Origin of the sequence: Bacillus alkalicellulosilyticus (assembly GCF_002019795.1) — a bacterium.
GTDB classification, from domain to species: domain Bacteria; phylum Bacillota; class Bacilli; order Bacillales; family Bacillaceae_F; genus Bacillus_AO; species Bacillus_AO alkalicellulosilyticum.
This window is the reverse complement of record NZ_KV917381.1, coordinates 561,014-577,844: the sequence shown is the minus strand read 5'-3', so window position 1 is coordinate 577,844 and position 16,831 is coordinate 561,014. Positions and strand designations below refer to the sequence as shown.

The window sequence follows — 16,831 nt, the reverse complement described above, 5'->3', positions numbered from 1 at the left end:
GCCGTTTCGGGTGGTGCCTGGCACGACCCGAGTTATCCCTTGACATCAGACGACAATGGAATTAGAATTATTATCGAATAATAGTTATTGTAGATAATTTTTTTGTCTATAATAATGATACACCACATATTAGGAGGAAAATATACTATGTCTTTAATCGGAACTGAAGTAAAACCATTTAGTGCAAAAGCTTTTAAGAACGGTGAATTCATTGATGTAACAAACGAAAGCCTAAAAGGCCAATGGAGCGTATTCTGCTTTTACCCAGCTGATTTCACATTCGTTTGTCCTACTGAGTTAGAGGATCTTCAAAATGAATATGCTGCATTACAAGAGCTTGGAGTTGAGGTTTATTCTGTATCTACAGACACTCACTTCACTCATAAAGGATGGCATGACAGCTCAGAAACAATCGGAAAAATTACATATGCAATGATCGGTGACCCTTCTCAAACTGTATCTCGTAACTTTGAAGTTCTTGACGAGGAGTCTGGTCTTGCTGACCGTGGTACATTCGTTATCGATCCAGACGGTATCATCCAAACAGTTGAAATCAACGCTGGTGGAATTGGCCGTGACGCAAGTATCCTAGTAAACAAAATCAAGGCTGCTCAATATGTACGTAACAACCCAGGTGAAGTTTGCCCAGCTAAATGGCAAGAAGGCGGAGAAACACTTAAACCAAGTCTTGACCTAGTCGGAAAAATCTAAGGAGTGCTATAAATGGTACTTGAAGCAGATATAAAAGCTCAATTGGAACAGTATTTGCAACTAATGGAAGGCGATGTCCTTCTTAGAGTAAGTGCTGGTTCTGATAAAACATCTACTGATACGCTAGCTCTTGTCAATGAGCTAGCTTCCATGTCCAATAAAATAACAGTTCGCGAAGCTGAATTAAAGCGTACTCCGAGTTTTAGTGTAAATCGTGTTGGCGAAGATACGGGTGTCACGTTTGCCGGTATCCCGTTAGGACATGAATTCACTTCATTAGTATTAGCTCTTCTTCAAGTTAGTGGAAGACCTCCAAAGGTTGACCAAAGCGTAATTGACCAAGTGAAGAGCATTCAAGGGGAGTATCATTTTGAAACGTATGTCAGCTTAAGCTGCCATAACTGCCCTGATGTGGTACAAGCTCTTAACATGATGAGTGTGCTTAACCCCGGCATTACTCACACAATGATTGACGGTGCAGCGTTTAAAGACGAAGTAGAAAGCAATAACGTCATGTCGGTCCCTGCTGTTTACTTAAATGGTGAGTTTTTCGGTGGTGGTCGTATGACTACGGAAGAAATCCTTGCTAAATTAGGTAGTGGCCCGGATGCATCTGAGCTTTCGAATAAAGAACCTTTTGATGTTCTTGTTGTTGGTGGTGGTCCTGCTGGAGCTAGTGCAGCGATTTATGCTGCTCGTAAAGGGATTCGCACGGGTATTGTTGCAGAACGTTTTGGTGGTCAAGTTCTTGACACGATGAGCATTGAAAACTTTATTAGTGTCAAGCAAACTGAAGGCCCTAAGCTTGCTGCAAGTCTTGAAGAGCATGTGAAAGAATACAACATAGATATCATGAACTTACAACGCGCAAAAGGCATTAAAAAGAACGACCTATTTGAGCTTGAGCTTGAAAATGGTGCTATTCTTAAAAGTAAAACAGTAATTGTTTCTACTGGTGCTCGTTGGCGTAATGTAAACGTTCCTGGAGAACAAGAATTTAAAAACAAAGGTGTAGCTTATTGCCCACACTGTGACGGTCCGTTGTTTGAAGGAAAACACGTTGCTGTTATCGGTGGAGGTAACTCTGGTATTGAAGCAGCCATTGATCTTGCTGGTATTGTAAAACACGTTACCGTTCTAGAATTCATGCCGGAATTAAAAGCTGACCAAGTTCTTCAAGACCGTTTACACAGCTTACCAAACGTAACTGTTGTAAAGAATGTACAAACCAAAGAAATTACCGGTACAGACAGCGTAAACGGAATTACGTATATTGACCGTGATACACAAGAAGAAACACATGTTGAATTACAAGGTGTGTTTGTCCAAATCGGTCTAGTACCTAACACAGATTGGCTAGAAGGCGTTGTTGAGCGCAATCGCATCGGTGAAATCATTGTTGACAAACATGGTTCTACAACCGTTCCAGGATTATTTGCTGCTGGAGATTGTACAGATAGCGCATATAACCAAATCATTATCTCAATGGGATCAGGAGCAACTGCATCATTAGGTGCCTTTGACTACCTTATTCGTAATTAGATAGACGAAAAGTCGCTTTACTGTATTCGTACAGCAAAGCGACTTTTTTGTTCGATTTCGGTGGTGCCAGTGGTCGACCCTATTTCATAAGCTCTACTTTAAAAATAGTTGTTCCTGGTGAACTATTTACTTCGATGTGGCCGCCATGTAAGTCTATAATACTTTTTGCAATCGCTAAACCTAAACCGGAGCCACCTGTATCGTGGGAACGTGATTTTTCAACTCGGTAAAAACGTTCAAATATATGAGGGATGTCGATGCTAGGAATCGGATCACCGTAATTCACAACTTCAATTGTAACCTTGTCTTCTGTATCACTTAATCTTACATCGAGATATTTTCCTTCACTGCCATATCGAATTGCATTTTGGATAAGATTCTCGAATACTCTTGCTAGTTTCCCTCCATCCCCAAGCACCACAGGGTCTGTTGCAGTGGAGTACAATCGCCATTCCATACCTGCTTCTTCTAGCTGAAGTCTTGATTGAACAGCGAGTTGATTTATTATTTCTTCAATGTGAATGGATTGTTTCTGAATGATGACTTGCTGGTTTTGCACATACGTATATTCAAATATATCGTTAATTAATGAATGTAAACTTGCTGCTTTGTCATGAATAATTTGTACATAATATCGAAGCTCGACCTCATCACGGCAGTGGTCATTGTTAATTAAATCGACGTAGCCAAGTATGGACGTAAGTGGTGACCTAAGGTCATGCGCGACATTAGTAATCAGTTCATTTTTTAACTGCTCAACTTTCTTCACCTCATGAATAGCTTCTTCAGATTTTATAACAAGCCTATTCACTCCGTCTGCAAGCTCTTGAAATTCATTATGTCCCGTGATGTTTGCAGAGGTCATTTCTCTACTCGCAAGAAGTTGAATTTCCTTCGTTATCTTGTTTAGATGAGAAATAAGATATTTTTTTCTTTCATAATGATAAAAAAGGAACATAAAAAACAGCATCATTACACCATAAAAACCAAGTAATACGAAATAACGAAAATACGAAAGTAAAAATAACAAACTCTCAAAAAATCTAGAGTTATCTTCTAGATACCATAGAGCTGGTAGTATAACAACAGCCGTTATCATGCCTAACCCTAAGGAAAGAAGGACATACATTCCAATTTTCCATGTTGGCAACCATCTCAACAGTTGAATGATATTATTTTTCAATTTTATACCCCACTCCCCAAACGGTTTTTATGATGGTTTCCCCAGGTGCCGCCGCTTCAAGCTTTTCACGGAGGTTACTAATATGAACCATCACCGTTTGATTAGACCCATCTCCAGGCTCATTCCAGACTTTCTCGAAAATCTCTTCCGATGCAAAAACTCGCCCACGATGCCTTGCAAGAAGAACTAAAATCTCAAATTCTCGCGCCGTTAATTTTATAACGTGTCCCTCTACAGATACTGAGTGACTCTGCCTATCAATTTGCAGAGAACCAACTTGAAGCACATCATCGTCCTGACTCATTTGGTTCATTGAAGTTCTCCTCAGCAATGCCTTAACCCTAGCAGTGAGTTCTAGCGGATTAAATGGTTTGCTCAAATAATCATCGGCCCCAGTCATTAAACCAACAATTTTATCCATGTCCTCTACCTTGGCACTTACCATTAAAATCGGAACATGATTGTTTTTACGTACCTCTTTGCAAAACTGAAGTCCATCCATGTTTGGCATCATGATATCTAATATAATTAGGTCATAAGACGACTGCTCTAATTTCCGTAACGCCTCTATTCCATCTTCAGCTTTTGCGACTGAGTACCCTTCATTCTTGATATAGAGTTCAATCAACTCTGCAATCTGTTGGTCATCCTCTACGATTAAAACGCTCTTCACTATTTTCCCTCCTCAATTGTCTAAAGCTGAAATTGTATAAACATTCGTTTAAGTGGTCTATAAGATAACATTGCCTTGATAATTAGAAATCCAATCACGGCACCTGCAGTATTTGCCAGTAGGTCATTAATATCTGAACTTCGCCCGCTTCCTAGAGTGATTCGAATAACCATTTGTAAAACTTCAAAGGAAAGACTTAGCATAAAACCATACTTTGCTACTGTTTTAACAGAAGTTACAGATGATTTTAGAAAAGGAATATACATCCCAAAAGGCACAAGCATAAGGATGTTTAATAAAAACGTAAAAACATCAATCGTTAAAACTGGTATGAAGTTAATCGTCTTATACCATGGAGTTTGATTGGCATAATCACCTATGTTCACATCAATCGGAAAAAACACTAGATGAATAACGCTAAGTAAGTATATCCCAAACGAGATAACTACGACATACTGTTGGAAAGATATTGGACTCTCTTTCTCCTTTCTCCATTTCATTAGCAAGATTACTCCTCCAATGAACATAGGGACTAACACATACCACGATTCAATCGAAAACATAATTGACATTGACTCTTCCATAATAAGTTCCTCCTTACGAATATAACTTCCTTCTTACAAAACTCAGTATAGAGTTGAGTTCTAAAGAATTTCTAAAGAGGTCCTTAAGGATGTCTAAACTTTTCGGGTGGTTCGGGTCGTTCGGGGCGTGCCAGGCACCACCCGAAACCCGATAAAAAACAAAAAGCCATCTCCTGTGATTAGGAAATGGCTATTCGATCAAAATAAGGGGTTGTCCCAAATGCACCCAATGGCAGTATTTTTGAATATAACTCATCATTAATAGTTAACGGTTTCTCGCCAAACGAAATCCTTGATCCGGACCGTAACCACTTGCTTCAAATTTACCACGAAAAGAGATTTCGTTATTGCTTACATCGCCGATCCAACCGCCACCCTTCACTACACGAAACGAACCACTAGGGATTTCTGCATCTTCGTACCAGTCCCAGCACCATTCTCTTACATTGCCAGACATATCAAAAAGTCCTAACTCATTGGCTTCTTTGGACCCAACTTCCTTTGTTTTATTATTATTGTCTTCTAAAATAGGCCAGTGCCAATCTCCAGTTAAATATTCATCTCCAGCGTTTCTCCAATACCAGGATACGTCATCTGCCGTATCGCTTCCGCTGTATGTAAAGTTCTCGCTCAACTGACCTCCACTTGCAGCATACTCCCATTCCGCTTCAGTTGGCAATCTGTATCCGTTGGCATCCTCATTGATAGTCACTATCCATTTAATAGGATCGTATTCACTAATGTTATCTGGATCAACTTTATCGCTTTCAATATTGTAATATGGTTCTAACCCTTCACTTATACTTCTCTTATTGCTGTACTCAATAGCGTCATACCAGCTTACCATTTCAACAGGCAAGTTGTCTCCAATGAAATAAGATGGGTTATCGCCCATAACCTCTACCCATTCTTTTTGAGTCACCTCATATTTGCCAATATAAAAATCAGAAATTGTTTCTTCTCCATAATAGTTGGAGGTGGTGTTCACAATTGGTCCACCAGTAACTAGTATAAAATTATCATTCTCTTTACTATTATCATTGTTTGTAGAATTCGTTTGCGAGCAAGCGCTGATTACAACAGTCATGACCATTAACAAAAAAACAACTAACTTTCTCATATCATATCTCCTTTAAACTGATAAGGTGAGGATAGGCCATGATGGCCTATCACTCACCTCCGGTATCGTCGCAGATTGCTGTAATTGTTACGAGAAGCTTCTCGCAACGCAATTTAACTGACGGTTCAAACTCGAAGTAGTGACTCCGTTTTGTCTCCATTATTTAAAGGGTATATCACACAATTGTCCCTTTGCTTGAAGACAGTCCCGGGTAAGTCCTTCCCTCGACAGATAGGTTCATTCAAGTAGTAAGTAGGTATGTATCTTTTCTGGATAAAGCCGCTAGTTTTATAAAACCACAGGCCATGCAATATCAATTATTTTATTTTATCAAGTACCGATCTGAATGTCAGTTACTTACGTCTTAGTGACGGATTACCAAACTGTTACGTTTGAGCTTCCACTACTTTGGTATCCCTCTGTAGCTAATACCTGGTAAGACCAGCTACTTCCTAAATGCATTCCTGCATTTCTCCAAGCGTTAACATGGTTTCCAAAGTTAATACTTACATTGCTTCCTGTTGGTCTTTTAGATTGTCGTACACTCCAGTATTGTTGGAACGTTTGTGTGCCGTCAATAGAAGGTTGATTATATCTCATCGTCGTATAAATGTCATATCTTCCGCCATCACTATTTAGTGATCCTCTATATGTTCCTGTAGGTCTATAAGTACCCCAGCTATCCACAACATAATACTCAATCAGAGAGTTTCTCGTCCATCCATAAAGAGTCAAATAAGCATTTCCTTGCGGGTTCCAAAGTCCAGCATTGTAATTAATTACTCTGTTTGGAGTTCCTGTTCCCCAACCTTTACCAACAACAAAGTTCCCAGTATCTCTCCATGTAACACTGTAATTACCGCCAGATCCATTGGTAGCATTTACTGTCCCACCACCATCGGTCCAATTTTGCCAATACGTGTTCGCGCTTGCTGAAGTTGCAATTGTACTTACCCCCATTAAAGCTACAAATAATACCGTCACCAATTTTTTTCTAAATTTTTTCATACTGTACTCTACCTCCATCGATTTTTTTATGGCACTACTTACCTACACACTACTTGGGAATTAAAACCAATTCTAGTCAATACTAACCTGTGTCAAATTTATGAAACATCTTGTAATCACCTCCTATATTTGAAGATTATAGAATGTAAGCGTGTTCAAAACAATTAAAAAAATATAGTTCTACCCCTAAAGACTAAACAACTCTATCTAAAAATTTAGAACATTGTAAAATTTTTAAAGATACAAACGACTATATGACTATTTTAATACAAAACTAAAGTCTCAAATAGAAAATTCGGGCGGTGCCAGGCACCGCCCGAATAGAATCGAACTATGTCGAAAGATAAAATCCAACTTCATATATTCAATTTATAGTTTCGTCATAAATTCAAAAAATGTATAAGTATTCATAACAAACTATGTCTAGGCTAGTTCATTTCGTAAACCATCCTACTGTCATTCGGGTGGTGCCAGGCACCACCCGAAAACCACCCGAATCTCATTTCAGTTTATTGCGGTTGTAGATGTCAAATCCGACAGCTGCTAGAAGGACTAATCCTTTAATAGATTGTTGCCAATCGATACTAATTCCGATTAAAGACATTCCGTTGTTCATAACACCCATGACAAGTCCACCCACAACCGCGCCAATAATGGTACCTACTCCACCAGCCATAGAGGCTCCACCGATAAATGCAGCAGCTATCGCATCAAGTTCAAACATCGTCCCAGCCCTTGGTGTAGCGGCGTTTAAACGTGCTGTATAGATAAGTCCAGCCATTGCGGACAATAAGCCCATGTTTACAAATACCCAAAATGTTACCCGTTTTGTTTTAACACCAGACAATTCAGCGGCTTTCTGATTGCCTCCTGTTGCGTAAATATGTCTGCCTATTACCGTTTTGTTCATAATAAACGTGAATACTACGATTAAAACAAATAAGATAACTAGAATGTTAGGAATTCCTCTATATGATGCTAATACAAACGTAAAAATATTAATTACAGCTACCATGGCAACTAGTTTTGCAATAAATAACCCTTTAGGTAACACACTAAAACTATGTTTCAGCTGTGAACGTCGCTCTTTTAGTTCACTAAAAATAATTAGTAGGGAAAGGAGCACACCAATGATTAACGTAAGTACATGTAAAGAGGTAATCCCTAAATAGGGTATGTCAGGAATAAAACCCGAACTAATTAAAAGGAATTCTCTAGGAAATGGAGCTTTAGATTGACCTCCTAGCACTACCATTGTTAACCCTCTGAATAAGAGCATACCAGCTAATGTCACGATAAATGATGGCATTTTCATATACGCTATGAAAAATCCATGCCACCCGCCAATTAATGCTCCTAAAAGCAAACAGAGGAACACTGCTAATGCAGTAGGAACTTGCATATCAACCATTAAAATCGCTGCGATCGCTCCAACGAAGGCGCAAACCGAACCCACTGACAAATCAATATGTCCCGCTATAATTACCATGACCATGCCTATAGCTAATACTAAAATATAACTATTTTGAAGAATGAGGTTTGTTACGTTTAATGGTCTTAATAAAATTCCTTCTGTTAAGATACTAAATAATAATACGATAAAAATTAAAGCCACTACCATTCCATATGACCGCATATTATTTTTAAGAATGTTGGTTAGATTCATGGCCATTTCCTCCTTTTTTTGTCATATACTTCATTAATGTTTCTTGATTTGCGTTATCTCTAGTAACCTCTCCCGTTATTTCTCCTTCACATAATGCATAAATGCGGTCACACAAACCAAGTACTTCTGGGAGCTCTGAGGAAATGACTAACACGGCCTTTCCTTGTGCAGCTAATTCATTGATTACACCGTAAATCTCATATTTTGCGCCTACATCAATTCCTCGAGTAGGCTCATCTAGAATTAAAATATCTGGCTCAGACATAATCCATTTACTTAACACTACTTTTTGCTGATTCCCACCACTCAAATTTCCCACTACTTGATTTATACTTGGTGTTCGAATATTCATCTTTTGGCGGTAGCCTTCCGCTTCGACCGTTTCACGATGATGGTCAACTATATTTAGTTTTGATAGTTTCTCTAAGCTTGTAAGAGATATATTTCTTTTGATATCGTCAATGAGAATTAACCCATATGTTTTCCTATCTTCCGTAACATAGGCCATCCCATGGTCAATTGCACTCTTAATGTTGTTCATCTCGATTTCAATGCCTTCTTTGATAATTTGTCCGCGAATGTTTTTTCCGTAAGACTTCCCGAAAATACTCATTGCTAATTCCGTTCTCCCTGCCCCCATCAGTCCAGCAATTCCTACAATTTCTCCTTTTCGAAGATAAAAATTCACATCGTTTAAAAGTTTTCGCTCCGCATGTAATGGGTGATCCACATTCCAATTTTTCACTTCAAAAATCTTTTCACCTATGTTCGGTTCTCTTGGAGGAAAGCGGTTTTCTAAATCTCGCCCAACCATCCCTTTTATAATACGGTCTTCGGTTACTTCTCCATTATATAAAGATAGAGTTTCAATTGATTGTCCATCTCTAATAACTGTGAGGTTATCAGCTACATACGAAATTTCATTTAATTTATGAGATATCATAATAGATGTGATTCCTTGCTTCTTAAACTCTAGTAGTAAGTGTAAAAGGTTCTTACTATCTTCTTCATTTAAAGCTGCTGTTGGCTCATCCAAGATGAGTAACTTCACTTTTTTTGATAAAGCTTTCGCGATTTCTACCAATTGCTGCTTCCCTACCCCAATATCCATCGCTAGAGTTCTAGGGTCATCCGCTAACCCAACCTTACGAAGGAGCTTTGATGCTTCGGTTATCGTCTTTTTCCAATTGATAATTCCTTTTGTCGCTTGTTCATTTCCTAAAAAAATATTTTCAGCAATTGATAGTTCAGGAATTAACGCCAACTCTTGATGAATAATGACAATTCCATTTTCTTCACTTTCGTTAATATCTTTAAATTGGCAGACTTGCCCTTCAAACAAAATATCTCCCTCATAGGTTCCAAAAGGATATACCCCACTTAACACCTTCATGAGAGTCGATTTTCCAGCTCCGTTTTCCCCTACTAATGCATGAATTTCCCCTTGCTCCACTTTGAAATTTACTTTATCTAACGCTTTTACTCCTGGAAAGGTTTTGGTTATATTTTTCATTTCTAAAATAATGTCTGACATGGCACTCACCTACTTCCTGGATTTAAATAACGATTTAGCGATAGTCGTTACCTACCACTAAATCGTTAACAAGATATAAATCAAAGGTAAACCTAGCTACTACTCATCTACTTATCATCAAATTCATCTTCATCATAGTAGCCACTATTTATTAGGACTTCTTTATAGTTGTTGATATCAACTGTGGTTGGTTTTAATAAGTAGGAAGGAACAATTTTCACTCCGTTATCATAGGTTTCTGTATCATTCACTTCTGCTTCCTCACCTTTTAATACGGCATCTACCATTTCAACCGCTTTCCCAGCCAGTTCTCTCGTATCTTTAAAAATTGTTTGTGTTTGTTCACCAGCGATAATAGATGCAATAGAAGGTCGCTCTGCATCTTGTCCCGTTACAACTGGCATTGGAAGTTCCGCACTACCGTAACCTACCCCTTTTAAAGAAGAGATAACTCCAATACTTATTCCATCGTATGGTGACAATACAGCATCAAGAGTTTTGTCCGTATAGAAACCACTTAATAAGTTATCCATTCTTTCTTGCGCCGCAGACCCATCCCATCTTAACGTGGCAACTTGTTGGAAGTCTGTTTGACCACTTTGTACAATTAATTGACCATTATCAATGTAAGGTTGTAGAACAGACATCGCACCATCAAAGAAGAAGTATGCGTTATTATCATCTGGAGACCCTGCAAACAATTCAATGTTAAAAGGTCCATTGTTCTCAGCTAGTCCTAAATATTGTTCAATATATTCACCTTTTAAAACACCTACTTGAAAATTGTCAAAAGTAGCATAGTAGCTTACATGCTCTGAGTTTCTAATTAGTCGGTCGTATGAAATAACAGGGATGTCCATTGAGGCTGCTAATTCAAGTACCTCTGTTAATGAATCCCCATCAATAGAAGCAATAACAAGTGCGTCTACACCTCTAGTAATCATGTTTTCGATTTGGTCAATTTGGTTTTCAATAATGTCTTCTGCATATTGTAAGTTTGTATCGTATCCAAGCTCTTCAAATTGCTCGACCATGTTGTTTCCATCTGCAATCCATCTTTCAGATGATTGAGTTGGCATTGAGATTCCTACGGTTCCCGACTCACCTGAGCTTCCACCCGTTTGACTACCACATGCCGCAAGAACCATCATAAAAGCTAACGTTAAAAAGACAAATCCAATTTTCTTCACTTTTTATCCCCCTTACTATTTTTTTGCTTTGTTTCTAGTTCAAGTGTAAATGGAACCGCTTACAAAATCTTTTTAATTTCTTGCTATTTTTTATAATTTTTTAATAAAAAAAAAAAAGCGACAAAGTCGCCATTTTTTTATAAGCAAGGAGCATAGCCACTGCCATTTTTTAAGTGTTTTACAAGCGCCTTCCTTGTAAAAACACGCGCAGTGCGCGAAGCCCTTGCTCTTCCCTGAGTCATCTTGGGCATTTTTATACTTTCTGATATGTTAAGAAAAACGGCAAAGCCGTCTTTGATTAATTGCGATGCTCGAAGTCACTACCCTCTTTGGAAAAGTGTTTCAATAAGCGTTCTTCTTATTGAAGCACGAGCAGTGAGCGAAGCCATCGCCCTTCCTGAACTAGCTTACAAACATCTACGAGCTAGCAATATTTTTTACGTACTAAAAAAAGACAAATGAAACGAGGTACGTTCGTTCCATTTGTCATGCAAGCATTCATTCTATTATTCAATTTTATTAGCAAAAGCTTCTCCCTTACGATACTGAATTGGAGAAACTCCCATTACTTTTTTAAATGCGGTGCTGAAGTAATGTTGAGTATCATAGCCAACTTTTTCTGATATTTCATTTATCGTTAAATTCGTTGTGTTTAATAACTGGATGGCTTTTTTCATCCTTATTTTAGTTAACAGAGTAACAAAGGAAATTTCTAAATCCTGTTTAATCATTCTACTTAAATAAACGGATGATACTTGTAACGTTTCTGCAATCATATCTAAGCTCAAATCTTTATCATGGTAGTGTTCATTCATGTACTGTTCTGCTCTTCGGACTAAATTCGAAACTTCTGCCTTTGTATACACTTTAGACTTACAGCTTTTATATACGTGAGATATATCGGTTATCAGACTAGTAACTTTTTCAAAATACTGAATCGTAATGATTTGTAAATAGTCTTGAATTGTTTTTTCCATTTTAGTAAATAATTCATCCTCTGCATCTTCCCATAATGCAATAACGATTAATCCCGTATGGTCTCTAAATACCACTTTTTTCAATTGTAGAAGCGAATCATTTACGATCTTTTCGATAGAAGACAGAATGTGCTGACGTTCACGTTCTGTCATTAAAGGCTGAGTTGTTTGCATTTCAGGCCATCGAATAATGCCAACTATTTTTGGAGAAGACGGCGGCAACTGTAAAAACTCCAGATGCTCTATCACATCCCCTTCTTCCATATGACCTTCCATCCAATCTATAAAAAAACGTTCACGTAAGATCGGAATATTCTTATTGATTTGGTTCGACGTCATTGTAAAATGTAACTTTTCCTTTTCTTTCATTTCTAATTCATTTCGAACATTTCCTAACACTTTATACAATTCAGTATGGTTCACAGGCTTCAAAATATAATCTACGACGCCTAAACGAATGGCTTCTTGAGCATAGGAAAATTCGTCATGACCAGTAATAATTATTATTTTGCACTCAGGTAATTGCTCATTAATATTTTTAATTAAGGTCATCCCATTCATAATAGGCATGTTTAAGTCAGCAAGAATGATGTGTACATTATTTTTTATGGCTAACTCTAACGCTTCTTCTCCATCCTCAGCTTCTGCAACAATTTCAAGTTGTAACGATTCCCATTCAACGGCATCTCTTATCCCTTCTCTAATTATCATTTCATCGTCTGCAATTAACACTCTCCAACGTTGCATATCCTGACCCCCATTTCCTTTTCCTCTTATCCTTCAATAATTGGATGATAAATCGTAACGATAGTACCTTTATCTAATTCACTATCAATGGTTACCCCATATTCTTCACCAAAGGTTAACTTTAATCGAGCATGTACATTCACAACACCATACCCTGTTGTCAACTTGTCATGATTCTCATCATCTATTAGGAAAGTGGATAGATTCTTCCTTAATTGTTCTAGTTTTTCTTCCGACATTCCTTTTCCATTATCACCTATTGTAATCACTAGCCTATCGTTTTGTTTCTTTGCTTCGATCGTAATCAAACCTGGACCCCGGCGTTCTTTTATTCCATGATATATCGCATTTTCTACGATTGGTTGTAATACAATTTTTAAAATAGAAACGTTTTGAATAGTAGGCGATATATCGAGGGAATAGTTTAATTTATTTTGATATCGCACAGATTGAATTTGCAGGTAGCTTTTAATATGTTCGATTTCATCAATTAATGAAATAATCGTACCACCTTTACTCAATCCTATTCGAAATAATTTCGATAATGAATTGACTACATCTGCGATATCTGTCGCATTCTTTTTATGCGCCATCCACTGAATTGTATCTAATGTATTATATAAAAAATGTGGTTTAATATTTGCTTGAAGACTGTGGAACTCAGCTTCACGTTTTTTCTTTTCTTGCTGTTCTGTCAGGGTAATTAGCTTATTAATTTGCGTAAGCATTTTATTAAAACCACGACCCAATCTACTAACCTCATCATTCCCTTCCCCTTTGTATCTGCTCGATAAATCACCTGATTCAGCTTTTTGCATGGCTTTCATAAGTTGATTAATAGGTCTTGAAATCGTATGAGATAAAAAATAGGAAGCTGTAATTCCAACGAAACAAACAAAAAACACAAAACTTATCACATAAAATTGAATTAGTTTCACTTCGGCTACTGAATCCTCTGTGGAAAAAACGCCTACTGTCGTCCAATCTGTGAAAGGAGACTTTCGATAGATAAATTGGAAGTCACTTTCATTTACAGTATCGGCAAACGTTCCATAATTCGCATCTAATTTCGAAGCAAATGATACATCTTCTAAAACAGAGTGTGAAGGTGAATATATTTCGTCTCCTTTATCATCAATGACCATTAAATAGCCTGTTTTTCCTAATCTAACATCCTTTAAGATCTCCACAATGACTCTCAGCTTTAAATCAATTAACACAACACCTTTTTCTTCTTTCGTTACTGGATCAATGATTGCTCTAACAATTGATATCACTTCATCCTCCGTATAGTTTACATGGGAAGCTATTTTCCTTCCTTGAGGATTTCCGATAATGTTAGCTATTCCTTGATGAGCAACTGCCTGGCGATACCATGTTTCATTCGTAAGAGAAACAGAGGACCTCGTATACATTTCATTACTTAGATATTCCCCCTCTTTATTTACGATAAGTATTCCAGCAATTTCTGGGTAGAGCGTGGTGAAATTTTGCAAAAACCTTGTTATTTCATATTGTTCGTCTGGTTCAATATTTTCAAGAGTAAGGTGCCCATTAAAAAAATCTTGTATTTTAGCATTAACTGAAATAATATAAGTCATATTTTGAACATTTTGTATATGTGATTCAACCGAACTATTCACCTTGTCAATAAGCTGTAATGTATTATCATTCATCTGCTGTTCTAGTGTTTTATCTACAGCCCATCCTATTAATATACCTAGCAAAATGGAGGGAAGAATACTAATTAAAAGAAAATGAATGACCAACTTATACCGAATCGGGAAATCATTAATTTCTAAAAATTTCTTTAACATGATGTCTCCACCCTAATCTGCAAAGTAAAAATCTACGTTTTCTTTTGTAACGAGAGTAACCCCAGTATCAACATATACAGGCAATGGTGCACTATCTCTTGTTGGTAGGATTTGAGGTTCTGTTAGGTCATTTTGTAAGTGAAACAAAAAGAGTAACGACCAGTATCCCATATTCCAAGTTCCTTGAGCTAGCGTAGCTGAAATGATTCCTTCATCTACCATATCTAGTGTTCCTTTATCTGTATCAAACCCTATGATCTGTACTTCGCCTACTTTTTTATCTAAACGTACCGCTTCTCCTACTCCCACCCCACCATTTGCTTCTGTCGCAAATATACCTGCTAGATTTGGATATTCTTCTACTAATTCATGTGTTACATCTTTAGAATTGAGTCTGTCCCCTTTTCCATCCTCAATCGCAACAATGGTCATTTTGGGATACGTATTATGAATAGTTTCTTTAAAGCCTTGGGTTCTCTCTTGATGGTTTAATTGGTTGGGAAGAGTAATTACCGCAACCTCACCCTCTTCATTTACTAGATTGGCCATTTCATGAGCGGCAGTAACTCCTGCATTATAATTATTTGTTCCTAAAAAAGAGTATGCTTTACTTTCAGATGCCCCAGAATCAAATAAGACGACAGGTACTCCTGCATGAATAGCTTTGTTAATCGTATCTGTTAATTCATACGGGTCAATGGCTGAAAGAGCAATGCCTGCAGGTTTTTTTGCAATAACTTGCTCAAGTACAATGATTTGCTCTTGAATATCATAATTAGCTGCCCCTCGGTATTCTACTGACACATTTAGAGCCGATGCTGCATCCTCAAAACCTTTAAGACTACTTTTCCAATAATCCATCCCTGATTGAAAAGTGACCATCACATATTTATCAGTTATTTCTCCTTGCAGCCCTTGAGTCTCCCAATGATTTGAAGTAGATTCAATAATGTTGGAATTATATAAATAAAGGATAAACAAGCCAATCAACACACTGTAAACAATTAGTAACTTTTTCACTTTGAAACCCCTTTCATAAAAATGTTTCGTAATAAAAACGGCAAAGCCGTCTTTGACTAATTGCGATGTGCGAAGCCAATGCCCTCTCTTGAAAAGTATATTAATAAGTGTACTTCTTATTAATATCGTGCAGTGAGCGAAGCCATCGCCCTACCTGATTTAGCTTAAAAGACATCTATGAGCATCTAAATTTTTTTACTTTCTCTTTTAATAAAAACCGCGGGCGGTCCTTTCTTATAGTTAAATCATACCATTTCGGGTGGTGCCTGGCACCCCCCGAATAAAAAAGTAGAATCATTGAACATTTATGTTAAAATATAGTAGAAAAGTATTGATGGAATGAGGATGAGAAAAATTGCTTGATATTATACTAATCAAAAAATCGCTTTATCTTAGTTTTATTGCAGTAACACTGTTCCTTTTTGGTTGTGGTACTGGAACCAACACGACTGGAGATGCCCCTTCTACTAAGGAACGCTACGCAGAAATTTTAGCGGCAATGGGAGAAGATTACTCTGAAGAAGATATTGAAAAGCTGTTCGAAGATTATGATGAAAATTTCCTCGAGGAATTCATTAGTTTACTAGAAAAAGAATTATTAACAGAAAAGGGTGAAGAAGATCCTATCACAGACTTTACTCCAGAAGAATCGGATATTGTTCTAAAAGACGATACGCTTACGAATATTGATTTACTCGAGAACTTTATCGCAGTAGCGGGAGAAAAAGGAAATGACAATGAAAGTCAAATCCGAATAGTAAAGTATGTCCCTCAGGGAATTCAAATTTATGATTTAAAATCAAGCTATGATGAAGAACAAGACCAGAGATGGATTAGTGTGACTCCGGATATGAGCTACTACACCCCATCTGAAGATGATGTTCAGGATGTTTTCAATAATGCCTCGCAACAATGCAACTACATGGAGAAAGACACAGAATCAGAAGAATGGTTTTACAAACTGTACGAGTGCAGAACGAATTGGGAGTATCGAATTCTCCCTGTCATTCATGATATTTAATAAATAGAGTAACAAAAAACAAGGACTGGTGATTCAGT

The 16,831-nt window shown here is 37.4% G+C and carries 14 protein-coding genes; 3 read left to right on the top strand and 11 right to left on the bottom strand.

The window, feature by feature from the left end; all coding sequences use genetic code 11:
• Positions 1-147 precede the first annotated feature (147 nt).
• Positions 148-711: an alkyl hydroperoxide reductase subunit C gene (gene ahpC / locus BK585_RS02930; RefSeq protein WP_078551694.1), complete on the top strand. Its 564-nt coding sequence runs from the start codon at positions 148-150 to the stop codon at positions 709-711.
• 12 nt (positions 712-723) lie between these two features.
• Positions 724-2,253 (top strand): alkyl hydroperoxide reductase subunit F, encoded by a 1,530-nt coding sequence (ahpF, locus tag BK585_RS02925; protein WP_078551692.1) that lies wholly within the window; start codon positions 724-726, stop codon positions 2,251-2,253.
• A gap of 79 nt (positions 2,254-2,332) precedes the next feature.
• On the opposite strand, the gene BK585_RS02920 is transcribed toward ahpF, so the two are convergent.
• From BK585_RS02920 to BK585_RS02870, 11 genes are all read right to left on the bottom strand, one after another.
• Positions 2,333-3,436 carry a sensor histidine kinase gene (locus BK585_RS02920; protein WP_078551690.1) on the bottom strand — a complete coding sequence of 368 codons (1,104 nt, stop codon included), beginning with the start codon at positions 3,434-3,436 and terminating at the stop codon, positions 2,333-2,335.
• Complete coding sequence (locus BK585_RS02915; protein WP_078551688.1) at positions 3,426-4,112, bottom strand: response regulator transcription factor; 687 nt, start codon at positions 4,110-4,112, stop codon at positions 3,426-3,428. Before BK585_RS02915 ends, BK585_RS02920 begins: the two co-directional genes overlap by 11 nt.
• 17 nt (positions 4,113-4,129) lie before the next feature.
• A complete protein-coding gene (locus BK585_RS02910) occupies positions 4,130-4,693 on the bottom strand; it encodes a VanZ family protein (protein ID WP_078551686.1) in 564 nt (187 codons plus the stop codon).
• A gap of 265 nt (positions 4,694-4,958) precedes the next feature.
• A complete protein-coding gene (locus BK585_RS02905; protein ID WP_078551684.1) occupies positions 4,959-5,813 on the bottom strand; it encodes a formylglycine-generating enzyme family protein in 855 nt (284 codons plus the stop codon).
• A 375-nt stretch (positions 5,814-6,188) separates the two neighbouring features.
• Complete coding sequence (locus tag BK585_RS02900; protein WP_078551683.1) at positions 6,189-6,821, bottom strand: glycoside hydrolase family 11 protein; 633 nt, start codon at positions 6,819-6,821, stop codon at positions 6,189-6,191.
• Between the two features lie 499 nt (positions 6,822-7,320).
• The gene (mmsB, locus tag BK585_RS02895) at positions 7,321-8,487 is read right to left on the bottom strand and encodes a multiple monosaccharide ABC transporter permease (RefSeq protein WP_078551681.1); all 1,167 of its coding nucleotides are present in this window, start codon (positions 8,485-8,487) and stop codon (positions 7,321-7,323) included.
• Positions 8,465-10,021, bottom strand: a complete 1,557-nt coding sequence (mmsA, locus tag BK585_RS02890; RefSeq protein WP_078551679.1) for a multiple monosaccharide ABC transporter ATP-binding protein — start codon at positions 10,019-10,021, stop codon at positions 8,465-8,467. The genes mmsB and mmsA overlap by 23 nt, the downstream gene beginning before the upstream one ends.
• 107 nt (positions 10,022-10,128) lie before the next feature.
• Positions 10,129-11,211, bottom strand: coding sequence for a multiple monosaccharide ABC transporter substrate-binding protein (gene chvE, locus BK585_RS02885; protein ID WP_170885457.1), 1,083 nt, complete (start codon positions 11,209-11,211; stop codon positions 10,129-10,131).
• A gap of 506 nt (positions 11,212-11,717) precedes the next feature.
• The gene (locus BK585_RS02880) at positions 11,718-12,935 is read right to left on the bottom strand and encodes a response regulator transcription factor (protein ID WP_078551677.1); all 1,218 of its coding nucleotides are present in this window, start codon (positions 12,933-12,935) and stop codon (positions 11,718-11,720) included.
• Positions 12,936-12,961: 26 nt separating this feature from the next.
• Positions 12,962-14,752 (bottom strand): cache domain-containing sensor histidine kinase, encoded by a 1,791-nt coding sequence (locus BK585_RS02875; protein ID WP_078551675.1) that lies wholly within the window; start codon positions 14,750-14,752, stop codon positions 12,962-12,964.
• Between the two features lie 12 nt (positions 14,753-14,764).
• Entirely contained in the window at positions 14,765-15,772 is a 1,008-nt protein-coding gene (locus tag BK585_RS02870) for a substrate-binding domain-containing protein (protein WP_078551673.1), read from the bottom strand.
• Positions 15,773-16,127: 355 nt separating this feature from the next.
• On the opposite strand from BK585_RS02870, the gene BK585_RS02865 reads away from it, so the two are divergent.
• A complete protein-coding gene (locus BK585_RS02865; protein ID WP_078551671.1) occupies positions 16,128-16,793 on the top strand; it encodes a hypothetical protein in 666 nt (221 codons plus the stop codon).
• The last annotated feature ends 38 nt before the right edge of the window (positions 16,794-16,831 follow it).

Coding starts and splice junctions, on each gene's coding strand:
- BK585_RS02900 (WP_078551683.1), bottom strand. CDS start 6,821: ATGAAAAAATTTAGAAAAAAATTGGTGACGGTATTATTTGTAGCTTTA.
- BK585_RS02905 (WP_078551684.1), bottom strand. CDS start 5,813: ATGAGAAAGTTAGTTGTTTTTTTGTTAATGGTCATGACTGTTGTAATC.
- mmsB (WP_078551681.1), bottom strand. CDS start 8,487: ATGAATCTAACCAACATTCTTAAAAATAATATGCGGTCATATGGAATG.
- BK585_RS02910 (WP_078551686.1), bottom strand. CDS start 4,693: ATGGAAGAGTCAATGTCAATTATGTTTTCGATTGAATCGTGGTATGTG.
- mmsA (WP_078551679.1), bottom strand. CDS start 10,021: ATGTCAGACATTATTTTAGAAATGAAAAATATAACCAAAACCTTTCCA.
- BK585_RS02880 (WP_078551677.1), bottom strand. CDS start 12,935: ATGCAACGTTGGAGAGTGTTAATTGCAGACGATGAAATGATAATTAGA.
- BK585_RS02875 (WP_078551675.1), bottom strand. CDS start 14,752: ATGTTAAAGAAATTTTTAGAAATTAATGATTTCCCGATTCGGTATAAG.
- ahpF (WP_078551692.1), top strand. CDS start 724: ATGGTACTTGAAGCAGATATAAAAGCTCAATTGGAACAGTATTTGCAA.
- ahpC (WP_078551694.1), top strand. CDS start 148: ATGTCTTTAATCGGAACTGAAGTAAAACCATTTAGTGCAAAAGCTTTT.